Origin of the sequence: Hydrogenophaga sp. (assembly GCF_019264445.1) — a bacterium.
Taxonomy (GTDB): Bacteria; Pseudomonadota; Gammaproteobacteria; order Burkholderiales; family Burkholderiaceae_C; genus Hydrogenophaga.
Genome location: NZ_JAHVAB010000029.1, coordinates 57,791 through 82,000 on the forward strand (window position 1 = coordinate 57,791; position 24,210 = coordinate 82,000).

Genomic DNA, 24,210 nt, shown 5'->3' on the forward strand with positions numbered 1-24,210 from the left:
ATGAAACTCTCTTTCCAGCTTGACGCGGGCGATGCCTCGCGCACCCTCAGCACCGACGTGCACACCTTCATCGTGGCCGGCTGGGCCGGCCGCGACCGCGACGCCATCGAGCACCACATCGAAGAGCTCGCGCTCATCGGTGTGCCGCGTCCCAGCGCCGTGCCGCTGTACTACCGCGTGGCGGACAACCAGCTCAGCCAGTCCCCCCGCATCCAGGCGGTGGGCCCGCACTCATCGGGCGAGGTGGAGACGCTGGTCTTCACGGTGGACGGCGAGATGTACGTGAGCCTCACCTCCGACCACACCGACCGCAAGCTGGAGGCGCACAGCGTGGCGCTGTCCAAGCAGTTGTGCGTGAAACCGGTGGGCACCACGGCCTGGCGCTTTGCCGATGTGGCCGGGCACTGGGACGAGCTGGTGATCCGCTCCTACATCGAAGAAAACGGCGCCGAGGTGCTGTACCAGGAAGGCGCGCTCAGTGCCCTGCGCACGCCCACCGACCTGATCGCGGGCTACCTCGGCGGTGCCTCCGTGCTGCCCGAAGGCGTGGCCATGAGCTGCGGCACCGTGGGCGCCATCGGCGGTATCCGCCCGTCCACCGCGTTCACCATGGAGTTGTTTGACCCGCGCAGCGGGCGCAGCCTCAAGCACCGTTACGCTGTCGACGTCCTGCCCGAAGTGGCCTGAAACTCCGGAGACCGCCATGCAACCCATCGTCACCCTGAATCACTGCACATCGTCCCTGCGCGACGGCACCATCACCGCACAAGCGCTGGTGGACCATGCGCTGGAGCACATTGCGTCGCCCCAAGGAGAAGGCGCTCGCGTCTTCACCCGCGTGTACGCCGACGCGGCGCGCCAGGCGGCCAGGGTGTCCGACACGCTGCTGGCCGCGGGCCAGGCCCGCTCCAGCATCGAGGGTTTGCCGGTCTCCGTGAAAGACCTGTTCGACGTGGCGGGCGACACCACGCTGGCCGGCTCGGTGGCCTTGCAGGGCCACCCGGTGGCCACCGAAGACGCGGTGGCCGTGCAGCGCCTGAAGGCGGCGGGTGCCGTGATCGTGGGCCGCACCAACATGACCGAGTTCGCGTTTTCCGGGCTCGGCATCAACCCCCACTACGGCACGCCGCTGAACCCGTGGGACCGCACCACCGGCCGCATTCCAGGCGGCTCGTCTTCGGGCGCGGCGGTGTCCGTGACGGACGGCATGGCGCTGGCCGGCCTGGGCTCGGACACCGGTGGCTCACTGCGCATACCTGCGGCGCTGTGTGGCCTGGTGGGCTTCAAACCCACCGCCAGCCGGGTGTCGGCCCAGGGCGCGCTGCCCTTGTCCACCAGCCTAGATTCCATCGGCGCGATTGCGCCCAGCGTGGCCTGCTGCGCGCAGCTCGATGCCATCCTCAGCGGTGAGGCGCCCACACTGCGCCCCGCGGCCTTGAAAGGCCTGCGCCTGGCGGTGCCCAGCACGCTGGTGATGGACGGCATGGACGCGCAAGTGGCCCACAGCTTTGAGCGCGCGCTCTCGCGCCTCTCGGCGCGGGGTGCCGTGTTGCAAGAGCTGGCCGTGCCCGCGTTTGCGCGCCTGGGCAGCATCAACGCCAAGGGCGGCCTGGTGGCGGCCGAGGCCTGGGCCTGGCACCGCGAGCTGCTGGCCTCCAGCGGCGCGCGCTACGACCCGCGCGTGTCCTCGCGCATCCAGCGCGGCCAGGCGATGTCTGCCGCCGACTACATCGACGTGCTCGACGCGCGCACCGCCTGGATCGCCGAGGTGCAGGCGCAGATGGCCGACCACGACGCGCTGGTGATGCCCACGGTGCCGGTGATCGCGCCCAAGCTCGCCGAGACCGCCGCCAGCGACGAGGTGTACACGCAGACCAACCTGCTGATCCTGCGCAACCCCACGCTGATCAACTTCCTGGACGGCTGCGCCCTCTCCCTGCCCTGCCACCGCCCGGGTGACGCCCCCGTGGGCCTGATGCTCGCCGCACCGCGCCTGCACGACCAGCGCCTGCTCGCCATCAGCCTGGCCGTGGAAGCCGCCCTGCAAGGCGCCTGACCCCTCACGCTTTCTGCCCGCCATGACCACCGCACCTTCACAGCTCTTCACGCCGATCCCGCTGGGCCCGCTGACGCTGCCCAACCGGATCATGGTGTCGCCCATGTGCCAGTACAGCGCGGTCGACGGCAACCCCGTCGCCTGGCACTTTGCGCACCTGGGCAGCCTGGCCATGTCGGGCGCGGGCCTGCTGTGTGTGGAAGCCACCGGGGTCAGCCCCGAGGGCCGCATCACACCCGGCTGCCTGGGCCTGTACAACGACGACAACCAGGCGCAGCTGCAACGCCTGGTGAACGCCGTGCGCGCGGTCTCGCCCATACCGCTGGCGCTGCAGCTCTCGCACGCAGGGCGCAAGGCGTCCAGCCGCGCGCCGTGGGACGGTGGCGCACTCATTGCGCCCGCCGACGGTGGCTGGCTGCCCCATGGCCCGTCGGCCATTGCACAGAAGCCCGACGAGCCACCGCCCCACGCCATGACCGAGGCCGACATCCGGCACGTGATCGCGTCGTTTGCACAGGCCGCGCGCCGCGCGCGCGAGATCGGCTTTGACGCCATCGAACTGCACATGGCCCACGGCTACCTGCTGCACCAGTTCCTGTCACCCCTGTCCAACCAGCGCACCGACCGCTATGGCGGCACGCTGGAGAACCGCCTGCGGCTGCCGCTGGAGGTGTTCGAGGCCGTGCGGCAAGCCGCCGGCCCGGGGCTGCCGGTGGGCGTGCGCCTGTCGGCCACCGACTGGGTCGACGGTGGGTGGGACATCGCGCAGACCGTGGAGCTGTCGCGCCGTCTGGAAGACGCGGGCTGCCACTTTCTCGACATCTCTTCCGGCGGCCTGTCGCACCTGCAAAAGATTCCGGTGGGCCCGGGCTACCAGGTGCACTTTGCGACGGAGGTGAAAGCCGCCGTGGGCATCCCGGTGATCACGGTCGGGCTCATCACCGAGCCGGCGCACGCCGAGCAGATCGTGCGCGACGGCCAGGCCGACGTGGTGGCGCTGGCGCGCGGCTTCCTGCACGACCCGCGCTGGCCCTGGCGCGCCGCGGCGCAACTGGGCGGCACCGTGGTGCCCCCGCGCCAGCTGCTGCGCTGCCTGCCCCACGGACACGCGCCCATCTTTGGCGACGTGCGGATCGGCCAGCGCTGACCGGGCGGGCAGCGGCCACCGTTGCCTCTTTCCTTGTTTCTGGTGCTGTCGCCATTGCTGTTGCTCAAACTCTTTCTCGTGCCCGCACTGGTGGCACTGATCACACTGGCCGGGCGGCGCTGGGGCCCGGCCATGGCGGGGTGGATATCCGGCTTTCCCGTGGTGGCTGGCCCCGCCCTGCTCTTCATTGCACTCGACCAGGGCGCGGCCTTCGCCGCCCAAGCCGCCCACGTGACCCTGATGGCCGTGATGGCCAACGTGGCCTTCGGCGTCACCTACGCCTGGATGGCCACGCGCCACCACTGGCCGCTGTGCGCCGCTGCTGGCGTGCTGGCGTTTGCGCTGGTGGGCTGGGCACTCGTGAGCCTGCGCCCCCCGGCCTGGGTGGCCCTGCTCGTGGGGCTGCTCGGCCTGCAACTGGCCGCGCGCGCCATGCCCCGGGTGGCGTTTGTGAACCCGGGCGGCGTGGCGTCCCGCTGGGAGCTGCCGGTGCGCTGTGCCGCGGCCGGTGTGCTGGTGGCCACCGTCACCTGGTCGGCCGCCGAGCTCGGCCCGGTGGGCAGCGGCATGCTCACCATCTTTCCGGTGATGGGCATGGTGCTCGGCGTGTTCTCCCACAGGGCGTGGGGCGGACAAGGTGCCATCCACCTGCTCACCGGCATGGTCAAGGGGCTCTACGCCTTTGTGGTGTTTTGCTTCGCGCTGGCGCTGGCGCTCACCGCCATGGGCACGCCAGCCGCCTTCGGCCTGGCCCTGGCGGCGGCGCTGGTGGTGCAGTGGCTGACCTACCAGCGCGGGGCGTGAGGCGCAAGGAAGGCTTGCAGCGCTGGCTGAGGCCAGCCGGCACCCGCAGACGGCGCAAGTCGGGTCAGGCCCGATAGGGAGGCTTGGGCGTGGACACCCATTCGATGATGCCGATGACCAGCGGTGCGCCAATGATCCAGAGCGGAATGAAAGCGCCAAAGGTAGACATTGCAGTCATGGAGAACTCCTGGTGGGCCAGACGGCCGGGTTGAGGTGGGAGAGCCCGTAGCGGGGCAAGTCGTGTGCCCGGTACTTTCATGGCGACCACCCCACTGCGCCATGAAAGGCGCCAAGCTGCGCTGCAGATCAGATCAAGCCGGGCTGGCTGGCGCTGGACGGGCCAGCGTCGAAGAGCTCGACAGGCGTCAGCCGGAGCAGCTGTTGCGCCTGCTGCACGGTGCCGGTCAACCAGGGATCGACGTCGGACGGCTCGATGGCGATCACGGAGCGCTTGTCCTGCTCGTGCGGCCCCAGCTGGGGATCGGGCTTGTGCATGCGCCGCATCAAGGGATGGCTGTCGGCGTTGATCGTGAGCATGGTGTAGCTCTCGACGATCTCACCCGAGGCCTTGTCGGTCCAGGTGTTCCACAAGCCGGCCAGCCCCCAGGGCTCACCGTCGGCGCGGCGGAAACGCCACCACACGTTTTTGCCGCTCTCCCAGTTGGGCTCATCAAACCAGTCGGCCGGGATGATGCAGCGCTGGCCGCGCGCCCACGGGTCCTTGAAACTCGCCTTGCTGGCCAGCTCTTCACTGCGTGCGTTGTTGGTGCTGAATTTGATGTCCGATGTCTTGGAGAACCCGGGGATCAATCCCCACCGCCCCACCACGAGCTCGCGCGAATAGCCCGCGTCATCGCGTGCACGGCGAATGAACGCGCCAGGCTTTCGGGGCGCGACAATGCCGCCGGGCCACGCGAGCGCGTTGGTCGGGCGCCAGAACTTTCGAACGCCCTCTTCTTTGGTGCTGCCGTACAAATTGCACATGGGCACAGGATAACGATGGAAGCTGCCTGACCGGCGCCATGCCATGGTGTCGAAACGGCCTGGCCTCGTTCGTCGTGCCAGCAACACCCATCACACAGGAGCACCGCATGGCGAGTTCAGATCAAAAAGTGCAAGGCCCGGCTTCGTACTTCCCGTCCATCGAAAAGAAGTACGGCCATCCCGTTGACCACTGGTTCGGCATCCTGAGAGCCGCCGGCAGCGGCTTGAAGCACATGGAGCTGGTGGCCCTGCTCAAGAGCGAGCACGGACTGGGGCATGGGCATGCGAACGCGTTGGTGGCTTACCACTTGGCGAAGCGGTGAAAAGCCCAGGTGGTTTCAGCCCCCCGTCGGCATGTCGATTTCTGATCGCCCGCTTCGTCGACGGCATATTCCCCACCAAGGAGCTCCCATGAAATACCTCGGCCTGGCCTACTTCACTCCCGAAAAATTCGCCGCACTCGCGCCCGACGACGTCCAGCAACTGGTCAGCCAATGCCCTGCGCTGGACGAGAAGATGCGCGCCACCGGCAAGGTGCTGGTGTCGGCATCGCTGGGCGACCAGGAGGGCTGGACAACGCTGCGCCCGCGCAGCGGGAAAACACACGTCAGCGATGGGCCCTACACCGAAGCCAAGGAAGTGGTGGGCGGCCTGTTCATCATCGAGGCGGACAACCGCGAAGAGGCGCTGCGCATCGCCTCCATGCACCCGGCGGCCATGCTGGGGGAAGCGGGTGGATGGGCGGTTGAACTGATTCCCCTGGATTTCTATTTGGCGCCTTGAGGGGCTACCCGCCTCACTCAACTGCGCCATGGCACCCGGCACTGACTTCACGTCCTGCACGATGGCCGTCTGGTCTCGACCCTGAGGGGAAGTTGACGGGCTTGGTTGGTCGTACCGAGCCGCCGGTCTAATCCGTCACCGGACAAGGCGGTGCAGGTTGCGGGTGCAGCGCCTTGCCCGTGATTTGCCGTACGCGCCTCGAACACGGTGGGCGAGTGGATCCATCGAATCGGAAAACGGATCCGTCGTCCGGAGATTCAGCCGGGGCATCCCCCGCCCAGGCTGAGCGTTCAGGCCTTAGACGCGGTGCTTTTTGAACCAATCGCTGGCCAGCTTCTGTGCGTAGGTGGCAGCGGCCTTGTCGTAGCTGGGCCGGTAGTCGGCGTTGAAGCCATGGTCGACGTTGGGAAACACCACGATCTCCGAGCCGCTGCCGCCCTTGTTGATGAGGCCGCGCATCTTGGCGATCGTCTCCTGTTTCACGAAAGCATCGATGCCGGAGTAAAGCCCCAGCACCGGTACCTTGATCTCTTGTGCGAAGTCGATCGGATCCTGCGGGCGCAGGTCGGGCGCCTTCAAGCCTTCGAGCAGACCGTAGTAAGCCACGGCGGCATTCAGGCCACTGTTGTGACGTGCATAGACCCAGGCGGTGCGGCCGCCCCAGCAGTAGCCCACCAGGCCGGTGCGCTTGGCATCGGCCTTGCCGCTGGCGCGGGCAAAGGCCAGGGTGGCATCGAGATCGGCGCAGACCTGCGCATCGGGCACCTTGGAGACCACCTGCGACAGGATGGTGCCGATGTCCGTCATCGTCGAAACGTCGCCCTGGCGGGCGAACATTTCGGGGGCGATGGCGTAGTAACCCATCTTGGCGTAGCGGCGGCACATGTCCTTGATGTGCTCGTGCACGCCGAAGATCTCCTGCACCACCAGCATCACCGGGAACTTGCCGGGGCCGGCCGGCATCGCGCGGTAGGCCGGAATCTTGCCGTCCGCGACCGCGACGCTGACCTCGCCGGCGACCAGGCCCTTGCTGTCGGTGGTGATGGCCTGCGCCAGCACGGGATTGGACGCGATGGCGAAGCCGGAGGCCAGCGAAGTCATCACGAAGCCGCGCCGAGACAGGCCAGCGTCGGCGTCGCCCGCCGAGGTTTGCGGGTGGTTGAAATCAATCGGCGCGAGTCCGTAATCCATCAGTTTCATGATTGCTCCTGGGGTGGTTGAAGAGAAAGTGGGTGAGAGATGACCGAAGACCGGTGGGCCCGCCGCTTCGAGACAGGTGGTCCTGGTCCGACTTCGACAGTGGAGAACGGGCGGATCGCAGATCGGCGCGGCCCGGGCTTCACGCGGGCTTTGCGCCTGGACCGACATCGCGGGTGCTGGTGACCGGTCGCCAGCGAACGCCGCCCACGCAGGCAGCGCTGCTCAGGCAGGTCCGCTCGACGCAGGGGACAACGCCGCGCCGCGCACGGCGCGTCAGCCCGGCAGCTTCGCCGCCAGCAGATCGATCTTCTCGATCTTCGGCGGCGCGCTGAGCAAGGCTGCTGCGTTGGCCATCAAGGCGGCTGCGATCGGGCCGTCCAGGTGTGCCTGGCGACCCGTCTCATCGGCAAAGGCGTCGAACACGCCGAAAGTCGACGGGCCGAACTTCAAGGCAAACCACGCGGTGGTTCCCGACTCGGCGTTGGCGAGCGGCAGCGCCCCAGCCAGGAATTCGGCGACGGCGGTCTCCTGTCCAGGTTTGGCTTCGAGACGGACAAACAGCGCAAGCTTGGTCATGGGGTGTCTTCTGTATGAATGGGTGAATGCTTGGAACCACCCCGAGGCTAAGACCTTTCGTCACTGTTCACGAGTGGCAAGAGTGCCAATATTGATATCATTCTTGCCATGCGAATCCACATCCTCGTTCTCGATGGCGTGTTCGACCTGGGTCTCTCGGCCCTCACCGACACACTGGGCACGGCCAGGCAACTGGCGGGCTTGCTGGCCGAGCCGCCGACAACCATCGAAGTCACCTTGGTGGGTGTGAGGCGTCGCGTGCGCACCGCGCAGGGCTTGACGGTGCCCGTGGTGCCGGTGCACAGCGTGCACAACCCCGACGTCGTGCTCGTGCCCGCGCTCGGCGCCAACATGCCCGACACGCTCGCAGCGCGCCTGGCCCGCGCGGACGTGGCCGACGCAATCGTCGCAATGCGGCGGTGGTCCACCTCCACAGCGGTCGTCGGCGCCGCCTGCACCGGCACCTTCCTGCTGGCGGAGAGCGCGCTGCTCGACGGCCAACGCGCCACGACGTCATGGTGGCTGGCGCCGATGTTTCGGCAGCGCTATCCGCGCGTGGCGCTCGATGACTCCCGCATGCTCGTGAGCTCGGCCGGCTTCACCACGGCCGGCGCTGCCATGGCCCACGTCGACCTCGCACTGGGCATCGTGCGCAGCAGCAGCCCGGCGCTGGCAGCGCAGACGGCGCGCTACCTGCTGGTCGAGCCGCGTGGCTCGCAAGCGGAGTTCGTGATCCCTGATCACCTCGCCCACGCCGACCCGGTGGTCGAGCGCTTCGAGGGCTGGGCGCGACAGCGGCTCGCGCACGGCTTCTCGCTGGCCGAGGCGGCCGTCGCCGTGGGCGCCAGCGAACGCACTCTGGCGCGGCGCCTGCAAGGCGTGTTGGGCAAATCACCCCTGTCGTACTTCCAGGACCTGCGCGTCGAGCGTGCCGTGCATCTGCTGCGCACCAGCACCGAAAGCGTCGATCAGATTGCCGCGCGGATCGGCTACTCCGACGGGGTGACTTTGCGCGCCCTGTTGCGACGCAAGCTGGGCCGCGGCGTGCGGGAATTGCGCGCGGAGACCTGATCGGGTCGGCGGCGGGCTGACGTCGGTGCGCAGACGAGCCGCAAAGCGCTCATCCTCCAACGTCTGGAGATGGCCGCTGCCAGACGGCGGCGCTGGCCAGGTTGAAAGTGCGTCGGCATGGGGCTGAAGCCTGCAGCCCTGTCTACCGTCGTCGCCTACCCCGCATGCGCCCGAAGCCAGCCCACGATATCGGCCGTGATCTCATCCCGGTTGGTCTCGTTCAGAATTTCGTGGCGGGCGGCCGGATACAGCTTGACCGTCACATCGGCGAGGCCAGCACTGCGGTAACGCTGCCCCAGCAGCTCAATGAGCGCGCCACCGCCCGCGAGTGGGTCGGCATCGCCGGACGCGATCAACACAGGCAGGTCGCTGCGGATGCGGGCCAGCAGCGCGGGGTCTGCCAGGCGGGCGGCGGGTGCAAACAGCGAGGGGATCACGTCCTCGGGCACATCCCATCCGCACCACGGGTCTGCCACATACGCGTCCACTTCAGAGGGGTCGCGCGACAGCCATTCGTAGCCCGTGCGGTGTTCAAAGCCAGCGTTGAACGCCGCGAGCCCCGCAGGTGCGTCTGCGGGCGCGTTGGCCATGCCGGCCGCGAGCATGTCCAGCGCGGTCGAGCCGGAGAGCACCACGCCGGACCAGGTGGCGGCGTGATCGAGCATGGCCGCCTGCGCGGCAAACGATCCCATGGAGTGCGCGACCAGAAACAGCGGGAGACCCGCATGCTGCGCGCGCAGCGCTTGGCCGAACTGGGCCACGTCGGCGATCAATCCACCAAAACCCGCCGCACCGAAGTTGCCCAGTTGCCCGTTGGCGGTGCGGCCGTGTCCACGGTGGTCGACGGCGTGGACCACAAAGCCGGCGGCATTCAGCGCCTTCGCGAACCGGTCGTAGCGTTCACCATGCTCGGCGAGCCCGTGGGCGATCTGCACCACGCCTCGGGGTTGGCCTGTGACGTTGGTCCAGGCGTAGGTCGCCACCTGGGTGCCGTCTGCGTCGGAGAGAAAGGAGGAGGTCGATGTGCTCATCGGAAGATTCTCACACCGCATCTCCTCGGCACGACCTAGTGAAAACACCGCCGAAGCTCGCGGTGCCAGACCACTCTCACAGTTTGGGCGTTGCGCCGCTCGACAACCGCGCTTTCACGGCCTCCTGGCGCTGCTGCTCCACCCAGTCTTTCGCCTTCTGGTGTGTGCTGGCCCAGGCGCCATAGTCCACCAGCCGCACAACGAGCGAGTGCACGGGCTCGCCGGTCGTGCTGGCGGCTGCGGCGAGGCCGCAGGTGGCGGGATCGCGTGGCACATAGCCCTTGTCCTGCCCCCGCTTGAGGCCACTGAGGATGTCCGAGGCCTCGCCCACGCCGATCACGGTGGTGTTGGGCGTGCTGCGCCAGCACATGGGTTTGCCGGGCTCGCCCCATACCGTGTTGACGGTGGAGTTGCTCTTGCTGCTCGTGGTGGGTGCGCCGTAACGCTGCGCCAGCTGGGCACCGAGCTGCGCCTGTGTCGGCGGGGCTTTCAGGCTCATTTGCCGCGTCATGCCGAGCACGCGCGACGCACTGGGCGGTGGCGCGAAATAGAGGCGGATGTCTTCGCGGCCTTGCGCGTCGTCGTAGGTCGCCCACAGCTCATACAGAAAAGGCTGCGTATTGAGCTGCTGCACGCCGTCGCTGTAGTTGTAGGTCATGTTGCGCTTCTGAACGCGTACGCCGGGCCGGTGCGCCTGGAGCAAGGCCATGGCTTCGGCTTCGCTCATGCCAGGGCGCAGGCCCACGATGTCGAAAGACGGCTGGGCCGCAGCGGGCAGGCACAGCACGGCGGCCATGGTGAGCAGCACGGCTGCCGCCGCTCGGAAAACGGTGTGATGCATGGCAGTTCCCTTCCAGTTGAATGGGCGCATGCTAGGGCGCACTGCAGCGCGAGGCACCTCCCAAATGGGAGGTACTCGGCAGTTGCGTGGCGGGGCCGGCGAGATCGCCGCTTCAGTGCGGGCGCAGCGGTATGGCGAGCTCGCGGTGCAAGCGGGCGATCAGCTCGGACTGGCGCTGCACGCCGGTCTTGTGGAACACGCACTTGAGCCGCGTGCGCGCAGTCCCATAGGTGAGACCGAGCCTTGCGGCGGCATCGCGCAGGCTCAGGCCATCCAGCAAGGCCTGCGCCAGACGCACCTCGGCGGGTGTGAGTCCATAAGCCTCGCGCAACCCGTCGGCGCGCGAGGGCGGCGGGTTGTCGTCCGCACCCGACAGCGCAAGCAGCACGCAGGGCCGGTGCGACGAGGCCGACGACAACGGCAGTGCCACACCGGCCGCCTGCACGCGAAGCGGCACGCCCCCATTCACGCGCGGCAGCACCAGGGTGTCGGTGGTCGGCGCCAGACGACCAGGCTGCGGCGCATGGGCTCGCAGCAACGCATCGAGCGCGGGCTGCGACGTGTGGCAGGCCGCCTGGACACGGCCTTGCCGGTACACCAGCGCGTCGGCTCGCGCGAGGGCCTGCAACGCTGCCCGATTGCCATGCACCAGATCACCATCGGGCCCCACGATGAGCATGCCGCCATGCAGGCTGTCGAGCGCACTGGCCAGCTGATCACGACGCAGCGCCGCCGCCCCCAGCCTTTCGCGGATGCGCAGCGCACGAACGAAGTGGCCGCTGAGGCGCTCGAACAGGTGCACCTCCTGTTCGCTGAAGGTGGGCAGGTCGGGCGCGCGCAGCAGCGTCACATTGGCGACGCCGCTGCGCTCGGTGGTGAGGGTGTTGCCCAGACTGAAACGAAAGCCCTGCGGGCGCATCCACTCCTGGTAGTAGGCGGAGCGGTACAGCACACCGTCCTCGCGGGTGTAGGCGTCGAGCCGCTCGTTGGTCCGCACGGTACCGAGCCGGTGCAGCGCTTCGGAGTGCACATTCCACGGGTTGTCGGGCGCGAAGTAGAGCGCATCGAAGCAGCTCATCCATTGAGGCGTGATGCCCGCGAGGTGTGCCTGCGTGAGGCGCCGGGTGCCAAAGTCAAGCACATAGAAGGTTTCGGCCTCGGTACGGAAGCAGGCCTTGAGTTGCGCGAGCACCGAAGGCCAGTGCGTCGGGTCGAGCGCGGCGTCATAGATCGCCGAAGTGAGGGTGTCGACGGCGGACGTTTTCATGGTGTCAATGCAGCCGAAGCGGCGGGGCCGACTGCGTGACCTGTACCAGCAACGCGACCAGTTCGCTCTGGCGCGTGGTCCCGGTTTTCTGGAACAGTATCTTCAGGTACCAGCGTGCGGTGGCATAGCTCATGCGCGCGCGGGCAGCGGCCTCGCGCAGTCCGCCCCCGCCTGTCAACGACTGCGCGAGCCGCGCTTCGGCTGCAGTGAAGCCGAACAGCGCGGCCAGCGTGTCGCTCGCCTGTGTGGTGGGCGGCGCCAGCGGTTCAGACAGGCTCACAAGCACGGCCGCACGCGGCGACACGAACACGCTGCGCGTGCTGCGCAGGGGCGTCATCTGCAACACCAGGCCCTGCGCCACGAGGGCGGCCGGCGGTGCCGCTTCGGCCTGGCGACTGTCGGCCGTGCAGGCGCTCAGCAGGGCTTCAAGGCACGCCTGGTCTCGTGGCTCGCGTGCAGCCAAGCGGCCAGCGCGCAAACAAAAGCCTTGGCCGCGTGCGAGCAGGCGCATGGCGGCCTTGTTGGCCTGCAGCAGCGCGCCGTGTGCGTCGAGCACCGCCATGCCTTGCGCGACCTGGTCAAGGGCCATCGTGCTGTCGCTGCAACGTTGCGTGAGCGTGTCGAGCTTCACGACCATGCGCATGGCCCGCTCCATGTGCCGCGAGAGCTGACCCAGACGCCGTTGCTCGGCCGCGCCGAAACTGCCGCGCCCGGGCTCGCGCAGCAGGCTGAAATTGAGCATCAGGCCTTCTTGCACCCATGGGGTGATGCCCATGGTGTGCGCAAGATCCTGGGGCCGCAGCCACTCGTTGAAATACGTCGAACGCCGGAAAGCCCCCGGGTCGCCCAGGTGCGCGAGCATGCGTTCGTCGGTGCGAATCACACCGGGCCGGTGCAGCTCGGGGGTTTTCAGGCAGGGGTTGTCGGGCAGGTAGAAGCTGGCCGAGAAGCGCCTGAGCTGTGACCGCTCGACGCCTTCAATGCGCACAGGCCGCAGTGTGTGCGCGTGCAGGTCCAGGCAGTAGAGGGCCTCCACCCGCGAGCGAAAGAGCGCGCGCAGCGTGCGCATGACGTCGTCCCAGGCGGCTGGGTCGATCACAGCGTCGTACAGGGCCTCGGTGGCCCGGTGCAGAAGGGCATCGGGGCGGGACATGGCCGCTTTTTAACCGATGTCGACGCCATGCGCCTCCTTGCCGCTCCCGCGACATGGAGACAGAGAGCTCAACGCAGCGGCAGCCCTTCCGCCGCCGCCACGCGCTGCAGCGCGGTCTCGAACAGGATGCGCGCGGCGCTGGCCACGCGTTGCAGGCTCGTGTGCAGTTCGACGTCCTCCGGGTTGCGGCTGGCGCAGCTGGCGCTGTAGCGCTCAAAGCTGGCGATCTGCATCAGCAGGTCGGCCACATGGCTGGGGCATTCGCAGGCCACGTCGGACGACAGGCTGGCGAATTCGGTGAGGGTTGCATCGTCAAAGCGGCTGGCGGGCACGGTGCCACCGCCCAGGCCCAGCTCCAGCGCTTGCAGCGACCACGGGTCGGTGTGCTGGGGGCGTTCTGCTGCGGCATCCACCTCGCCCGGCACCACGTTCAATGCCAGGGAGCCCAGCCAGGCCACCAGCGCCGCGTCGTCCGCCGGTTCACGGACCACGCTCGCACCGCCGTTGACGAACGCGTCGCGCGCGGCGGCACCGGCAAACCGGTACGCCACGGCGAGGTGGCGCGCGCCCCACGCGGCTTGCGCGGCTTGCAGCTCTGCCAGTGCGTCGGCATGCAGGGTGGGCGCGTGCCACAGCAGCAGGTCGGCCGACGGGCCGCCCTGCTGCGCGGTGGGTTGCGCGGCCTGCGCCAGCGAATCCCGCACCGCCACCACCACCGGCGCCTGGCGCCAGCGCTGCACCACGGCGGGCCGCTCCAGCCGCCGCGCCATGGCCTGCCCCACCACCACGATGCGCAGCGCCGCAGGCAGCGGCGGCTCGCTTGCGGTGGGAGCAGCGGCGGCGTGCGTGCGGCTGAGCTCACGCAGCTGCTCCATGCCCAGCGCGGCCAGCGCGCCGATGGCGTGCCCATGGCCGGTGAGTTGACGCAGCAACACGACCCGATCCACGTCTTGCGCGCTGTATTGCCGGTGCCCGGTGGGGGCGGTGGTGGGGGCCACGGCGCGGTAGCGCTGCTCCCAGATGCGCAGGGTGGAAACAGGCATGCCCGCCAGGCGCGCCACCGCGCCGCTGCGGAACGTGGGCGGTGCAGCGGCGGGCGACGCAGGCGTGTGCGGACGGGGCGAGCGGGGCATGATGGCGAGGTTTTATGAGTTGGTTTTGAGTCGAATTATGGCGCCAATCTTTCTAAATAACACGCATGAGTTCATGGTGAATCGATATTGACCTAGCATTCATACATGGACAACCCAACTCAACCCGATGCCATCACCGCGCCCTCGCAGGCCACTGAGGCACCACGCGTGGCGGTGGTAGGGGCGGGTATGGGTGGGCTGTCTTGCGCACATGAGCTGCGGCTGCGGGGGTTTGAGCCGGTGGTGTTCGAGGCCAGCGACCGGGTGGGCGGGCGGTGCAGTTCGCTGCTCACCCGCGTGGGCTGGTTTGACGACGGCGCGCAGGTCATCAACGGCAAGACGCTGCTCGCCAACTACGCCCACCAGGAGCCCGGCCAACTGCCGGCCAGCCATGTCTGGACGATGCCGCGCGCGCCGGTGGACGTGCCGAGCTGGCGCAAGGTGAAGCTGCAGGATGAAGACGACTCTGGCGAAGACCGCGAGCTGGAACCGTTGGGAACGGTCGGCGTGCCGTCGATGCGGGCCCTGGCGGAAGCGATCGCCAAGCCGTTGAACGTTCGGCTGAATACGCCCATTCAGCAAGCCCACTGGCGCCACACACACTGGGTGCTGCAGAGCGCGTCGGACGAGATCGACGAAGACTTTCAGGCCCTAGTGCTGGCGGTTCCAGCCCCGCAGGCCCTGCCCTTGGCGAGCAGCTCACCGGCGCTGAGCCAAGCCTTGCGCGGCGTGCGGTACCGCAACCGCTGGGTGCTGTTGCTGGGCACCGAGCGCCCGATCCACCTGCCCAGCTACCGCGTGTACGGCAGCGGGCCCATCGAGCGCATGGCCGCCATGCACAGCAAGCCAGGGCGCGCTGCCACGGTGCCGCAGCGCTGGTTCATTGAAGCCAGTGAGCGGTGGTCGCAAGAGCACGCAGACGACGACGCCGAGACCGTGGCCGACCTGCTGCTGGCCAACTTCGCGGCCCATGCCCGGCAGACGGTCGTGCCCCACTTTCTGCGGGCGCACAACTGGACGCTCGCTTTTGCCGATGGACCCGCGCCCCAGGTCGATACGCCCAGGTACCTGTGGGACGGGCAGGTGCGGCTCGGCGTGTGTGGCGACAGCGTCACACTCAGCAGCGTCGACGAGGTTCACCGCAGCGGTGCACAGCTGGCCATGCGCCTGGCCGACGGCCTGACGAACCCGCAGCCGCGCGGCGCCAAGCCCCTGCAGCCGGAAACCGCCGCGCGCACCTATGCAGACGTGAAGGCCCGCCTGGAGGCGGGGTCGCGAGCGCGCACACACCTGATGGGGGCAGCGTGACCGCGATCACCTCTGAAATTGAACGCTTCAACCGGTTGAGCGCCACCTGGTGGGACCGCCACGGGCCGATGCGACCGCTGCATGTGGTCAACGGCTTGCGGCTGGGTCATGTGGTCGACCAGATTGCGGAGCACTGGGCAAAGCCCGCCGTGGACGCTCTGAGTGGCGTGCGCATCCTGGACGTGGGTTGTGGCGGAGGCCTGATGTCCGAGCCGCTGGCGCGCCAGGGTGCGCAGGTGGTGGGCGTGGACGCTTCGCCGGGCAACGTGGCGGCCGCGCGCCTGCACGCGCAGGCACAGGGCGTGGCGGTGGACTACCGGCTGGGCGAGCCCGCGCAGGTGCTCGCACCGGGCGAGCGCTTCGACGTGGTGCTGGCGCTGGAGGTGGTGGAACACGTGAGCGACGTGCCCGCCTTCGTCCACACCGTGGCCCAGGCCGTGGCGCCCGGCGGCCTGTTGATCGCCTCCACCATCGACCGCACCTGGAAGAGTTTTGTGTTCGCCATCGTCGGCGCCGAATACGTGCTGCGGGTGCTGCCCCGGGGCACCCACCAGTGGAGCCGCTTTGTGCGGCCCACCGAGCTGGCCGATGCCGTGGCGCGCGCTGGCCTGCAGCAGCAAGACCTGCGGGGCATGCGCTACCTGCCCCTGTGGCACCGCGCCTCGTGGTGCCAAGACACGCGGGTCAACTACATCGCCACCTACGCCCACCCGTCTGCATGACTGCCCTTGACCTGTTCCCCCCCACACGCGAAGCCGCACTGGCCCGCATCACCGCCGTGCGCCCATCGGACTACGCGCGCAGCCGAAACGCGCTGGATGGCGCCGTCACACAGCTCTCGCCATACCTCACGCACGGCTTCGTGAGCCTGCCCGAGGTGCTGGCAGGCGTGGCCGCGCAGCACCGGCTGGACGTGCAGCACAAGTTCGTGTTCGAGCTGGGCTGGCGCGCGTATTTCCATCATGTGTGGCAGCACCTGGGCGCGGGTATTTTTGAATCCCTCCATCCCGGCGTGCTGCCTGACCATGGCTACGCCACCGAGGTGCCGGCCGACGTGCGCCAGGCGCGAACGGGCGTGCCCGTGATCGACATGGCCGTGCGCACGCTGTATGCCAGCGGCTACCTGCACAACCACGCGCGCATGTGGCTGGCCAGCTACCTCGTGCACCTGCGCAAGGTGCACTGGCGCACCGGTGCCGACTGGATGGTGGCGCACCTGCTCGACGGCGACCTGGCCAGCAACCAGCTGAGCTGGCAATGGGTGGCGGGCACGGGCAGCAGCAAGCCCTACCTGTTCAACGCCGACAACGTGGCCCGCTACGCACCGCCCGCCTGGCACAGCCCGGGCACCGTGATCGACTGCTCCTACGAAACCCTCGACGCCATGGCCCGCAGCGGCAGGCCGGTGAAGACCACCCCCGAGGGCGACGGGGTGGAAGAGCCCGCCGTGTGGTCGGTGCCGCAGCATGTGCCGCCCAGCCCCCTGCAGGCCGCCGACGTGAACGGCCGCGACGTGTGGCTGGTGCACCCCTGGGCCTTGGGCGAGCCACCGCCCGACCTGCCCGCCGGCTGCGTGCACGTGGGCCTGCGCATGGCCGAGCACCACAACGCCTGGCCCTGGAGCGCGGCGCGCTGGTCGTTCGTGGGCCAACGCATGGCCGGGCTGACACGCCTGCGCTGGCACGCCGACGCACACGCGCTCACGCAGGCCCTGGCCGGTGCGCGCTCCGTGCAGACGGTGGCCGACCCCCACATCAGCCCCCTGCTGCCGCCCCGGGTGGTGCAACGCCAGCCGCTGGCGTTGTTCGGTGATGTGCGCAGGCACTGCACCTCGTTCTCGGCCTGGTGGAAGCACACCACGCATGGTGTGACGCGGCTGAACGACCTGCCAGGCCTGGCGGCCTGGACGGACATCCACGCGGCCGGGCCGCTACGATGACGCGGTTGTTGCAAGGCTGTTCACCCCCATGTCGACCGATCCATCTGCGCTCAAAAACGTGTCCCGCTATACGGGTCGCCGCGTCGCCCTGCTGACACAGCATGGCAAAGAGCAGGTTCTGAAAACAGTGATGGAACCTGCGCTGGGGTGCGTGATTGAACACGTCAGCGGCTACGACACCGACCTGCTGGGCACCTTCACCCGCGAAGCGCCGCGCCCCGGTGCGCAGATCGATGCGCTGCGGCTCAAGACCCGCAAAGGCATGGAGCTGAGCGGGCTTGCGCTGGGCATGGCCAGCGAAGGCAGCTTTGCGCCCGACCCCTTCACCGGCATGTTCACCTGGAACGTGGAGCTGCTGATGTGGATCGATGACGAGCTGGGCCTGGAGGTGGTGGGTATGGCCCAGGGTCTTGGCCAAAGCGGCCATGTGCTCACGGGGGATTGGGCCGAGTTGCAGGCCTTCGCCGCCCGCGAGGGTTTTCCCAAACACCACCTCGTGCTGCGGCCCCAGCACCAGGACGATCCGCGTGTGCACAAGGGGCTGTCAGACCCCGCCGCGCTGCGCTCAACCTTTGAGGCCTGCCGCGACATGGCCGCCAACGGCCAGGTGTTCGCCGAAACCGACTTGCGCGCGTTCGCCAACCCCACGCGCATGGAGCGCATCGGCCAGGCCGCTGCCGATCTGGTGCAGCGCTTGCAGACCTGCTGCCCCGCGTGCGATGCGCCGGGCTTCAGCGTGAGCGAGCGCGTGCCCGGGCTCCCATGCGCGGCGTGCGCGAGGCCCACCACCAGCCATCGCAGCGAGGTCTGGACATGCCCGCGCTGCCGCCATCAGGTCACGGTGCCCCGGACGGATCGGCGGTTTGCCGATCCAGAACATTGCAACCACTGCAATCCTTGAGCGGCTGCCAGGCGCCCTGCACATAGCGTTCGAATCCACCGGCGTCCGCAAAACGCCAGAGGTGCAGCCAATGGTGGTCCACCAGATGACGCACCACCGCGTGTCTTGAAACGATGTCGGCGATGCGCCCTGCGGGTGCGTCGATCAGCACCGTCAACCGCAAGGGCTCATGCATCCAGCGGGTGCCGTCGTGCAGGGACTGCCTGGACAAGCCAATGCGCAGATCCCCTCCATTGCCTTCGAAGACGCCCAGTCGACCCCCGACCACGTTGTGCAGCACCTTGTTGCCGCTGCCCAACCGATCGGGCTCGCAGGTCGAGGCGTGGTACTGCCAGTTGATCCAGTGCGTGACCAGCATCGGTGCCGTCATGAGCAGCTCCAGCACGCTGCCGTCTTCGTCCCGGCGGGCGTCGTAGTCGTGCAAAAACGCGCGCCCCGAGAGCGTGGTGGCCGCAGACCGCTCACGCGGGGCGATGAGGAAAGCCGCGTTGCCCGCCAGACCCCACTCCGGTCGGGTTTGGGCGCCATCGTTGGCCCGGCGCTTGAAGTCGGCCATCAGCTTGCCCTGCGGCGCGCGAGGGTCCAGCGCCAGGCTGGAGGCGCGTTCGCGCCGCACCTGATCACCGGCCTGCACAAAGGCGGCCTCGACGCGTTTCCATGGCGCGTGCGCATCGGCGGGCAGCAGGTCGGTGTCGAACCACTCCACTTCGTCGGTGGTGGTGTTGTGGAGCGCCGCCAGAAACACCGTGTGGGCCGGTATGTGAAGGCCACGGCGCATCAGCTCGGCCCTCACTGCCCCATCGTTGAGCAACTGCGCCAGCACGCGGGCATTGACCTCGCCCGTCTGCCCGCAGCAAGCGCCACAGTCCAGCGCCGCCGCGTGCGCGTTGTTGGCGGACTGGCTGCCGTGCCCCACCAGCACCACCAGTGGGGCCAGCCGATCGTCCAGCCCCATGGCGTGCAGCACGCGGCTGGCCAGGTCGGTCCGCGCGTCCACGTCGAGGTCCAGCAGCACGGGCCGGCACACGGCGCGGTATTTTGGGGCCAGGCCGTACAGGTCGTCGCGCTCACGCGCCTTGTCGGCCGATGGCATCAACCAGCCGCCGAGCTTGCCCAGGTAGCTCCAGCCAGCGGCTTCGACAAACGAATACGCGGAGCCGGGCCACCGCGTGGCCGCGTTCCAGCTCGAAGCCCTTTCAAACTGCGCCTGCCGGCTGCCGATGACGCGCGCCAACAGCCCTTCGCGCCCGCCGGTGGCGGGGTCCGGCTCGGTGGCCTGGGTGGGGGGCTGCGGTGCCCACGGGCGTTCGCTGACGTTCACCGTCGGCGCCAGCAACCCCGGAAGCTGGGGGCGCCGCGCCTGCGTGGCCAACGGGGTGTAGGCCATGGGGAGACCGAAGAAGCCGGCAAACCCGATGGTCTGCATGCCCGGATGCGCCGCCTCAACCGCCCTTCTCATGGGCTCGCTGCGCACATCGATGCAGAAGGCCGCCTGCACCTCGATGGTCGGCGCGGCGGTGGTGGCCTGGCCAGCGCTGGAGAGCCGCTGAACCAGATCGCGCTGGTAAGCCACTTCGAGCGCGCACTGGCCCACTTCGTCGGCCACCAGCTCGGCATCGGCCTTGGCCAGCAGCAGGGCGACCTGATGCCACGCGGCCTTCACGGATTCGAAGCTGCGCTGCGATGCCTGATCGCCCTGGCCATCGAGCACCAGGGCGCCCCAGGCCAACCGTATCGCGAGCAGATCGCGCAGGTGGCCCGAAGCGTGCGAGTCCGCCTGGGGCTCCAGGCGGTCCTGCCACGACAGGTAGGCGCACCACGAAGCCCAGCCATTGACCGTGAGCAACACGGCCTCCAGATAGTCGGCCCAGGCCGCTTCGGGCAGGCCCAGACGCGCCAGCACCCAGGCCTCGGCTTCCTGCCGGCTGCGCGGCAGCGCGTTGAGCCGCTGCCCCAGGTCCGGAATGCCCATGAGAACGCCAATGCCGTGGTCGTGCGCCAGTGTGTCGCGCCAGAAGTCGTACAGACTGGTCGGGGTCGATGGGCACCAGTCCGCCTGGTGCTCGTCAAAGAAGGCGGCGCAGGTCTGGCTCACCTGATGCGCAATGGCCTGCGGCCAGGGCAGGAGCGACCCCCCCGAGACCCGCCGGTCCAGCACATCGATCAACAGCGGCAGCCGTTGCGGGAAGCGGTCCCGCTGCATCTCTGCGAGCCAATCCGCGGCCGTCATGCCTGCCACACGGGCCGCATCGACATCGGCCAGCGCCTGCTGCACGTCGTCCACGCGAATGCGGCCCTCTTCCCAGGCTTGGCGCAACCGGGTGCGCGAGGGAAACACCCGCATGCCGCCCAGCACCGCCATGCGGGCGGCCACCTGGCGCACCGGCAGGCCCACGCGCTCCCAATGGGGGTTGACGGCGATGGCCTGGTCCAGGGGCCAGGTCGGTGCGATGGACGCGCAGGCCTGCCGGCAGGCGCGCTCCACCCGGGCCAGGTCGACGTGAAGGCCGGGCCTTGAATCCAGGGTTTCAAACATGGGTGTCTCCAAGAGATGCGGGGGTGCGGGCCCAGCCGGTCGGCCAGAGCCTCAGGGCCAGGCTGGTGTAGAGCTCGTCGACGTAGAAGCCGGCATAACTCCAGCGCCGCCACGGGTCGAGTGCGCCCGGCCGGTTCTGCAACCGGGCCAGGCAGAGGTAGAGCAAGGCCATGCCGCACAGGGCGGCGTAGCCCATGGCGTGGTCGGGTGTGTCCTGGAGCCCCAGGGGCAGTGCATGCGCCAGCACCATCAGCGCCGACAAACCCGCCACCGCCGCAAGCCCCATGCCGCCGTTGGCCAGACGCCCTGACCCACCGCGCTGCGCCACATCGCCGGGCGGCGCCGACAGGGACAGCCAGAGCATGGGCGACCAGGCCAGCCCCAGCACCGCCGTCCACCACCACGGCCACGCCGCCAGGCCCGTGAGGGCGACCGCCAGCTCATGCACACCGTAGGCGGTGGTCATGGCCAGCGCAGGCGCGAGCACCAGCGCCAGGGGCTTGACGGTGACCGCGCCCCGCATGAGCTTCAGGCGTGTGTCGCGAACGGCATCGCCGGACCCCAGAAACGCGTGCGCCTTGTAGAGCGAATGCCCCACCAGATGAAGCAGGGCGAGCGTGTACAGGCCCAGCGCGCACTCCAGCAGCATGAAGCCCATCTGCGCCACGGTGGACCACGCCAGCCGGACCTTGATGCTGATGCGGGTCAGCATCACCATGCCCGCCAGCACCGCGGTCGCCAATCCGAACACCAGCAGCAGCCAGCGCGCGGCCATCGCCTGGTTCAGCAGCGGTGAGAAGAGGATGAGCACAAAGCCGCCCAGATTGACCACCCCGGCGTGCAACAAGGCCGACACCGGCGTGGGCGCCTCCATGACCTGGATCAGCCAGCCGTGCACCGGCATGAGCGCGGTGCGCAGGGCCACGCCCAGCACCAGGCAACAGGCGCTGGCCTGCAAGGCCAACGACGCGCCCCGCGCGTCCAGGTGCGCCCAGAGGTCGGTGAGCGAGCCGCTGCCCACTTCCGCCCAGGCCAGCGAGGCGGCGACGATCAGGAGCAGGTCTGCCGCCCGGTCCGCCAGGCGTTTCTTGTGCGCAGCCAGCAGGGCAAACGAGCGGTTGGGGTAGAAGCACAGCAGCCGCTGGATGGCCACCCCGACCACGCCCCAGGCGGCGATCAGAAGCACCCAGTGGTTGGCCAGCAGCAGCAGCTGCACCGCCGCGAGCACCACCGCCATGGCGCCGATATAGCCCCGCTGCCCGCGCTCGCCCTGCAGGTAGCGCGACGAAAACGCGACGATGACCGAGCCCAGCAACTGCACCAGGGTGGAAACCACCTGACCGGGTGTGGTCACCCTCAGCCAGGCCCCAGCCGGCCCGAAGTCCGGTGTGGCCAGAAACGCCGGCACGCTCAGCACCAGGGCGGCCAGGGACAGCGCGGTGACCGCCTTCCACAGACCACCGAGGTCCGTTCCAGACCACAGCGACCGCAGCGTGGCGAGGGTGGCGACCCCCATCAGCGCGGCCGGCGCCAGCACCACCGCGTTGTTCCCCAAAACATTCAGATCCATCTGCGCACTCCCCGGTTGATTCAGCGGGGCGGATGATGGCGCAGGGTTATCGTTCTGTAAAATACAAACTTCTGAACGAAAAGAAACAAAAAACAGAACAATGAACCTCAGCCAGCTGAACTTTCACCACCTGTTTTATTTCTGGCAGGTGGCCAAGCTGGGGCAGCTCACGCAGGCGGCCCAGCAGCTGCACACGTCTCAGTCGGCGTTGTCGGCGCAGATCCGCCAGCTCGAACTCCGGCTGGGTGAGGACCTGTTTTTGCGCGAAGGCCGGCGCTTGGTGTTGACCGACACGGGCCATCTGGTGCTGTCCTACTGCGACAACATCTTCGGGCTGGGCCAGGAAATGCTGGGCCGCCTGGAAGGCCGCACGGAGGGCATTCTGCGGTTGCGCATCGGCAGCGTGGCCACGCTGTCTCGCAACTACCTGGAGAACTGGATCCGGCCGATCCTGGCGGATCCTTCGGTCGTGCTGACGCTGGAGTCGGGCCTGCTGGACGGCTTGCTGGAGCGGCTGCTGCAGCACCAGCTCGACGTGGTCCTGGCCAACGAGGCGGTGCCGGCCGATTCAGCGCGGCGACTGCACTGCTGGCACCTGGCGAGCCAGCCGGTTTCGGTGGTGGGACCGAAGCGCGTCTGGGCCGGCCAGACCCTGCGTGTGCCCGCGGAACTGGCGGGACTGGACATCGTGCTGCCCAGCCATCGGCATGCGCTGCGTGGCCAGTTTGATGCGATCTGTGCGGCCGAGGGCGTGACCCCACGCGTGCGGGCTGAAGTGGACGACATGGCCATGCTGCGACTGATCGCCCGCGACAGCGGCTGGCTGGCGCTGCTGCCCGACGTTGTCGTTCAGGACGAGCTGCAGGCCGGGCATCTGCAGGTGGTGGGCCAGGCGCCCGAGCTCAAGGAACGGTTCTTCGCCATCACCACGCCGCACCGCCATCAAAACGACGGGCTCGAACAGCTCCTGCCACGGCGCCTGCCCGAGGCGCCCTGACAGCGCGCCCCGCGCTCAGCCCTTCGCCACCTCGTGGTTCGCCATCAGCTCCAGCGCCTTCACCAGCGCGGAGTGGTCCAGCTCGTCCATGCCGTTGGCCGCGCAGGCTTGCATGAGCTGCGCGGCGTTGGCGGTCTGGGGCAGGCTCACACCGATTTCCTTCGCGCCTTGCAGGGCCAGGTTCAGGTCTTTCTGGTGCAGCTTGATGCGAAAGCCCGGGTTGAAGGTGCGCTTGATCATGCGTTCGCCGTGCACTTCCAGAATGCGGCTGGACGCAAAGCCGCCCATGAGGGCCTGGCGCACCTTGGCGGGATCGGCACCGGCCTTGCTGGCAAACACCAGGGCCTCGCTCACGGCGGCGATGTTCAGCGCCACGATGATCTGGTTGGCCACCTTGGTGGTCTGGCCGTCGCCGTTGCCGCCCACCAGGGTGATGTTTTTGCCCATGAGCTCCAGCAGCGGCTTGATGCGCTCGAACACGGCTTCGTCCGCACCGCACATGATGGTGAGCGACGCGGCCTTGGCACCCACTTCGCCGCCCGACACGGGCGCGTCCACATAGTCGCAGCCCAGCGCGTTGATCTTTTTCGCAAACGCCTTGGTGGCCATGGGGCTGATGGAGCTCATGTCCACCACGGTCTTGCCTTGGCTGAGGCCCTGCGCCACGCCGTTTTCACCAAACAGCACGGTCTCCACATCAGGGGTGTCGGGCACCATGGTGAAGATCACATCTGAAGCTTTCGCCACGGCGGCCGCGTTGTCACAGCGCACACCGCCGGCGGCCGCAATGGCTTCGGGCACCGCGCGGCGCGTGTGCACAAAGAGCTTGTGGCCGGCGTTGACGAGGTGCAGCGCCATGGGCGTGCCCATGATGCCCAGGCCGATAAATCCAATGTTCATCCTTGTTCCTTTG

23 protein-coding genes are annotated in these 24,210 nt (G+C 68.5%); 12 read left to right on the forward strand and 11 right to left on the reverse strand.

What is annotated here, in order from left to right; genetic code table 11:
- The 4 genes from KXJ60_RS04345 to KXJ60_RS04360 are packed head-to-tail and all read left to right on the forward strand — an operon-like array spanning window position 1 to window position 4,007.
- Window positions 1-687 carry a DUF2848 domain-containing protein gene (locus tag KXJ60_RS04345; RefSeq protein WP_291124439.1) on the forward strand — a complete coding sequence of 229 codons (687 nt, stop codon included), beginning with the start codon at window positions 1-3 and terminating at the stop codon, window positions 685-687.
- 16 nt (window positions 688-703) lie between these two features.
- Window positions 704-2,056: an amidase gene (locus KXJ60_RS04350; RefSeq protein ID WP_291124441.1), complete on the forward strand. Its 1,353-nt coding sequence runs from the start codon at window positions 704-706 to the stop codon at window positions 2,054-2,056.
- Between the two features lie 22 nt (window positions 2,057-2,078).
- A complete protein-coding gene (locus tag KXJ60_RS04355) occupies window positions 2,079-3,203 on the forward strand; it encodes an NADH:flavin oxidoreductase/NADH oxidase (RefSeq protein WP_291124443.1) in 1,125 nt (374 codons plus the stop codon).
- A 33-nt stretch (window positions 3,204-3,236) separates the two neighbouring features.
- The gene (locus tag KXJ60_RS04360) at window positions 3,237-4,007 is read left to right on the forward strand and encodes a hypothetical protein (RefSeq protein WP_291124445.1); all 771 of its coding nucleotides are present in this window, start codon (window positions 3,237-3,239) and stop codon (window positions 4,005-4,007) included.
- Between the two features lie 306 nt (window positions 4,008-4,313).
- On the opposite strand, the gene KXJ60_RS04365 is transcribed toward KXJ60_RS04360, so the two are convergent.
- A complete protein-coding gene (locus KXJ60_RS04365) occupies window positions 4,314-4,991 on the reverse strand; it encodes an SOS response-associated peptidase family protein (protein WP_291124447.1) in 678 nt (225 codons plus the stop codon).
- Window positions 4,992-5,098: 107 nt separating this feature from the next.
- Here KXJ60_RS04365 and KXJ60_RS04370 point away from each other — a divergent pair, with 107 nt between their 5' ends.
- Both KXJ60_RS04370 and KXJ60_RS04375 read left to right on the forward strand, forming a co-directional pair.
- Window positions 5,099-5,314: a DUF4287 domain-containing protein gene (locus KXJ60_RS04370; RefSeq protein ID WP_291124449.1), complete on the forward strand. Its 216-nt coding sequence runs from the start codon at window positions 5,099-5,101 to the stop codon at window positions 5,312-5,314.
- An 88-nt stretch (window positions 5,315-5,402) separates the two neighbouring features.
- Window positions 5,403-5,774 (forward strand): YciI family protein, encoded by a 372-nt coding sequence (locus tag KXJ60_RS04375; protein ID WP_291124451.1) that lies wholly within the window; start codon window positions 5,403-5,405, stop codon window positions 5,772-5,774.
- Between the two features lie 297 nt (window positions 5,775-6,071).
- On the opposite strand, the gene KXJ60_RS04380 is transcribed toward KXJ60_RS04375, so the two are convergent.
- Both KXJ60_RS04380 and KXJ60_RS04385 read right to left on the reverse strand, forming a co-directional pair.
- The gene (locus KXJ60_RS04380) at window positions 6,072-6,974 is read right to left on the reverse strand and encodes a dienelactone hydrolase family protein (RefSeq protein WP_291124453.1); all 903 of its coding nucleotides are present in this window, start codon (window positions 6,972-6,974) and stop codon (window positions 6,072-6,074) included.
- A 273-nt stretch (window positions 6,975-7,247) separates the two neighbouring features.
- On the reverse strand, window positions 7,248-7,550 hold the full coding sequence (locus KXJ60_RS04385) for an antibiotic biosynthesis monooxygenase (RefSeq protein ID WP_291124456.1): 303 nt from the start codon (window positions 7,548-7,550) through the stop codon (window positions 7,248-7,250).
- Window positions 7,551-7,658: 108 nt separating this feature from the next.
- Here KXJ60_RS04385 and KXJ60_RS04390 point away from each other — a divergent pair, with 108 nt between their 5' ends.
- Window positions 7,659-8,621: a helix-turn-helix domain-containing protein gene (locus KXJ60_RS04390; protein WP_291124458.1), complete on the forward strand. Its 963-nt coding sequence runs from the start codon at window positions 7,659-7,661 to the stop codon at window positions 8,619-8,621.
- Window positions 8,622-8,776: 155 nt separating this feature from the next.
- Here the strand turns inward: KXJ60_RS04390 and KXJ60_RS04395 are convergent, their stop codons facing one another.
- The 5 genes from KXJ60_RS04395 to KXJ60_RS04415 form a co-directional block, all read right to left on the reverse strand.
- A complete protein-coding gene (locus tag KXJ60_RS04395) occupies window positions 8,777-9,652 on the reverse strand; it encodes an alpha/beta fold hydrolase (RefSeq protein ID WP_291124460.1) in 876 nt (291 codons plus the stop codon).
- 76 nt (window positions 9,653-9,728) lie between these two features.
- Window positions 9,729-10,493, reverse strand: a complete 765-nt coding sequence (locus KXJ60_RS04400; RefSeq protein ID WP_291124462.1) for a hypothetical protein — start codon at window positions 10,491-10,493, stop codon at window positions 9,729-9,731.
- 112 nt (window positions 10,494-10,605) lie between these two features.
- Complete coding sequence (locus tag KXJ60_RS04405; protein WP_291124464.1) at window positions 10,606-11,760, reverse strand: helix-turn-helix transcriptional regulator; 1,155 nt, start codon at window positions 11,758-11,760, stop codon at window positions 10,606-10,608.
- A gap of 4 nt (window positions 11,761-11,764) precedes the next feature.
- Complete coding sequence (locus tag KXJ60_RS04410) at window positions 11,765-12,913, reverse strand: hypothetical protein (RefSeq protein ID WP_291124466.1); 1,149 nt, start codon at window positions 12,911-12,913, stop codon at window positions 11,765-11,767.
- A 68-nt stretch (window positions 12,914-12,981) separates the two neighbouring features.
- The gene (locus tag KXJ60_RS04415) at window positions 12,982-14,046 is read right to left on the reverse strand and encodes a MerR family transcriptional regulator (protein ID WP_291124468.1); all 1,065 of its coding nucleotides are present in this window, start codon (window positions 14,044-14,046) and stop codon (window positions 12,982-12,984) included.
- A gap of 105 nt (window positions 14,047-14,151) precedes the next feature.
- Between KXJ60_RS04415 and KXJ60_RS04420 the strand changes: the two genes are divergently transcribed.
- From KXJ60_RS04420 to KXJ60_RS04435, 4 genes are all read left to right on the forward strand, one after another.
- Window positions 14,152-15,354 (forward strand): FAD-dependent oxidoreductase, encoded by a 1,203-nt coding sequence (locus KXJ60_RS04420; RefSeq protein WP_291124470.1) that lies wholly within the window; start codon window positions 14,152-14,154, stop codon window positions 15,352-15,354.
- The gene (ubiG, locus tag KXJ60_RS04425; RefSeq protein ID WP_291124472.1) at window positions 15,351-16,076 is read left to right on the forward strand and encodes a bifunctional 2-polyprenyl-6-hydroxyphenol methylase/3-demethylubiquinol 3-O-methyltransferase UbiG; all 726 of its coding nucleotides are present in this window, start codon (window positions 15,351-15,353) and stop codon (window positions 16,074-16,076) included. Before KXJ60_RS04420 ends, ubiG begins: the two co-directional genes overlap by 4 nt.
- The gene (locus tag KXJ60_RS04430) at window positions 16,073-17,293 is read left to right on the forward strand and encodes an FAD-binding domain-containing protein (protein ID WP_291124474.1); all 1,221 of its coding nucleotides are present in this window, start codon (window positions 16,073-16,075) and stop codon (window positions 17,291-17,293) included. Before ubiG ends, KXJ60_RS04430 begins: the two co-directional genes overlap by 4 nt.
- 130 nt (window positions 17,294-17,423) lie before the next feature.
- Window positions 17,424-18,194, forward strand: coding sequence for a DUF6671 family protein (locus KXJ60_RS04435; RefSeq protein WP_291124476.1), 771 nt, complete (start codon window positions 17,424-17,426; stop codon window positions 18,192-18,194).
- On the opposite strand, the gene KXJ60_RS04440 is transcribed toward KXJ60_RS04435, so the two are convergent.
- Together KXJ60_RS04440 and KXJ60_RS04445 are read right to left on the reverse strand one after the other, a co-directional pair.
- Window positions 18,130-20,730 (reverse strand): DUF2309 domain-containing protein, encoded by a 2,601-nt coding sequence (locus KXJ60_RS04440; protein WP_291124478.1) that lies wholly within the window; start codon window positions 20,728-20,730, stop codon window positions 18,130-18,132. The genes KXJ60_RS04435 and KXJ60_RS04440 overlap by 65 nt on opposite strands.
- Window positions 20,723-22,300: an NADH-quinone oxidoreductase subunit L gene (locus KXJ60_RS04445; protein ID WP_291124480.1), complete on the reverse strand. Its 1,578-nt coding sequence runs from the start codon at window positions 22,298-22,300 to the stop codon at window positions 20,723-20,725. The genes KXJ60_RS04440 and KXJ60_RS04445 overlap by 8 nt, the downstream gene beginning before the upstream one ends.
- 100 nt (window positions 22,301-22,400) lie before the next feature.
- Here KXJ60_RS04445 and KXJ60_RS04450 point away from each other — a divergent pair, with 100 nt between their 5' ends.
- The gene (locus KXJ60_RS04450) at window positions 22,401-23,297 is read left to right on the forward strand and encodes a LysR family transcriptional regulator (protein ID WP_291124482.1); all 897 of its coding nucleotides are present in this window, start codon (window positions 22,401-22,403) and stop codon (window positions 23,295-23,297) included.
- A gap of 15 nt (window positions 23,298-23,312) precedes the next feature.
- Here KXJ60_RS04450 and glxR read toward each other — a convergent pair whose 3' ends face one another.
- Window positions 23,313-24,197, reverse strand: a complete 885-nt coding sequence (glxR, locus tag KXJ60_RS04455; protein WP_291124484.1) for a 2-hydroxy-3-oxopropionate reductase — start codon at window positions 24,195-24,197, stop codon at window positions 23,313-23,315.
- Window positions 24,198-24,210 lie beyond the last annotated feature (13 nt).

Coding starts and splice junctions, on each gene's coding strand:
- KXJ60_RS04345 (WP_291124439.1), top strand. CDS start 1: ATGAAACTCTCTTTCCAGCTTGACGCGGGCGATGCCTCGCGCACCCTC.
- KXJ60_RS04350 (WP_291124441.1), top strand. CDS start 704: ATGCAACCCATCGTCACCCTGAATCACTGCACATCGTCCCTGCGCGAC.
- KXJ60_RS04355 (WP_291124443.1), top strand. CDS start 2,079: ATGACCACCGCACCTTCACAGCTCTTCACGCCGATCCCGCTGGGCCCG.
- KXJ60_RS04365 (WP_291124447.1), bottom strand. CDS start 4,991: ATGTGCAATTTGTACGGCAGCACCAAAGAAGAGGGCGTTCGAAAGTTC.
- KXJ60_RS04370 (WP_291124449.1), top strand. CDS start 5,099: ATGGCGAGTTCAGATCAAAAAGTGCAAGGCCCGGCTTCGTACTTCCCG.
- KXJ60_RS04375 (WP_291124451.1), top strand. CDS start 5,403: ATGAAATACCTCGGCCTGGCCTACTTCACTCCCGAAAAATTCGCCGCA.
- KXJ60_RS04380 (WP_291124453.1), bottom strand. CDS start 6,974: ATGAAACTGATGGATTACGGACTCGCGCCGATTGATTTCAACCACCCG.
- KXJ60_RS04385 (WP_291124456.1), bottom strand. CDS start 7,550: ATGACCAAGCTTGCGCTGTTTGTCCGTCTCGAAGCCAAACCTGGACAG.
- KXJ60_RS04390 (WP_291124458.1), top strand. CDS start 7,659: ATGCGAATCCACATCCTCGTTCTCGATGGCGTGTTCGACCTGGGTCTC.
- KXJ60_RS04395 (WP_291124460.1), bottom strand. CDS start 9,652: ATGAGCACATCGACCTCCTCCTTTCTCTCCGACGCAGACGGCACCCAG.
- KXJ60_RS04400 (WP_291124462.1), bottom strand. CDS start 10,493: ATGCATCACACCGTTTTCCGAGCGGCGGCAGCCGTGCTGCTCACCATG.
- KXJ60_RS04405 (WP_291124464.1), bottom strand. CDS start 11,760: ATGAAAACGTCCGCCGTCGACACCCTCACTTCGGCGATCTATGACGCC.
- KXJ60_RS04410 (WP_291124466.1), bottom strand. CDS start 12,913: ATGTCCCGCCCCGATGCCCTTCTGCACCGGGCCACCGAGGCCCTGTAC.
- KXJ60_RS04415 (WP_291124468.1), bottom strand. CDS start 14,046: ATGCCCCGCTCGCCCCGTCCGCACACGCCTGCGTCGCCCGCCGCTGCA.
- KXJ60_RS04420 (WP_291124470.1), top strand. CDS start 14,152: ATGGACAACCCAACTCAACCCGATGCCATCACCGCGCCCTCGCAGGCC.
- KXJ60_RS04430 (WP_291124474.1), top strand. CDS start 16,073: ATGACTGCCCTTGACCTGTTCCCCCCCACACGCGAAGCCGCACTGGCC.
- KXJ60_RS04435 (WP_291124476.1), top strand. CDS start 17,424: ATGGAACCTGCGCTGGGGTGCGTGATTGAACACGTCAGCGGCTACGAC.
- KXJ60_RS04440 (WP_291124478.1), bottom strand. CDS start 20,730: ATGTTTGAAACCCTGGATTCAAGGCCCGGCCTTCACGTCGACCTGGCC.
- KXJ60_RS04445 (WP_291124480.1), bottom strand. CDS start 22,300: ATGGATCTGAATGTTTTGGGGAACAACGCGGTGGTGCTGGCGCCGGCC.
- KXJ60_RS04450 (WP_291124482.1), top strand. CDS start 22,401: ATGAACCTCAGCCAGCTGAACTTTCACCACCTGTTTTATTTCTGGCAG.
- glxR (WP_291124484.1), bottom strand. CDS start 24,197: ATGAACATTGGATTTATCGGCCTGGGCATCATGGGCACGCCCATGGCG.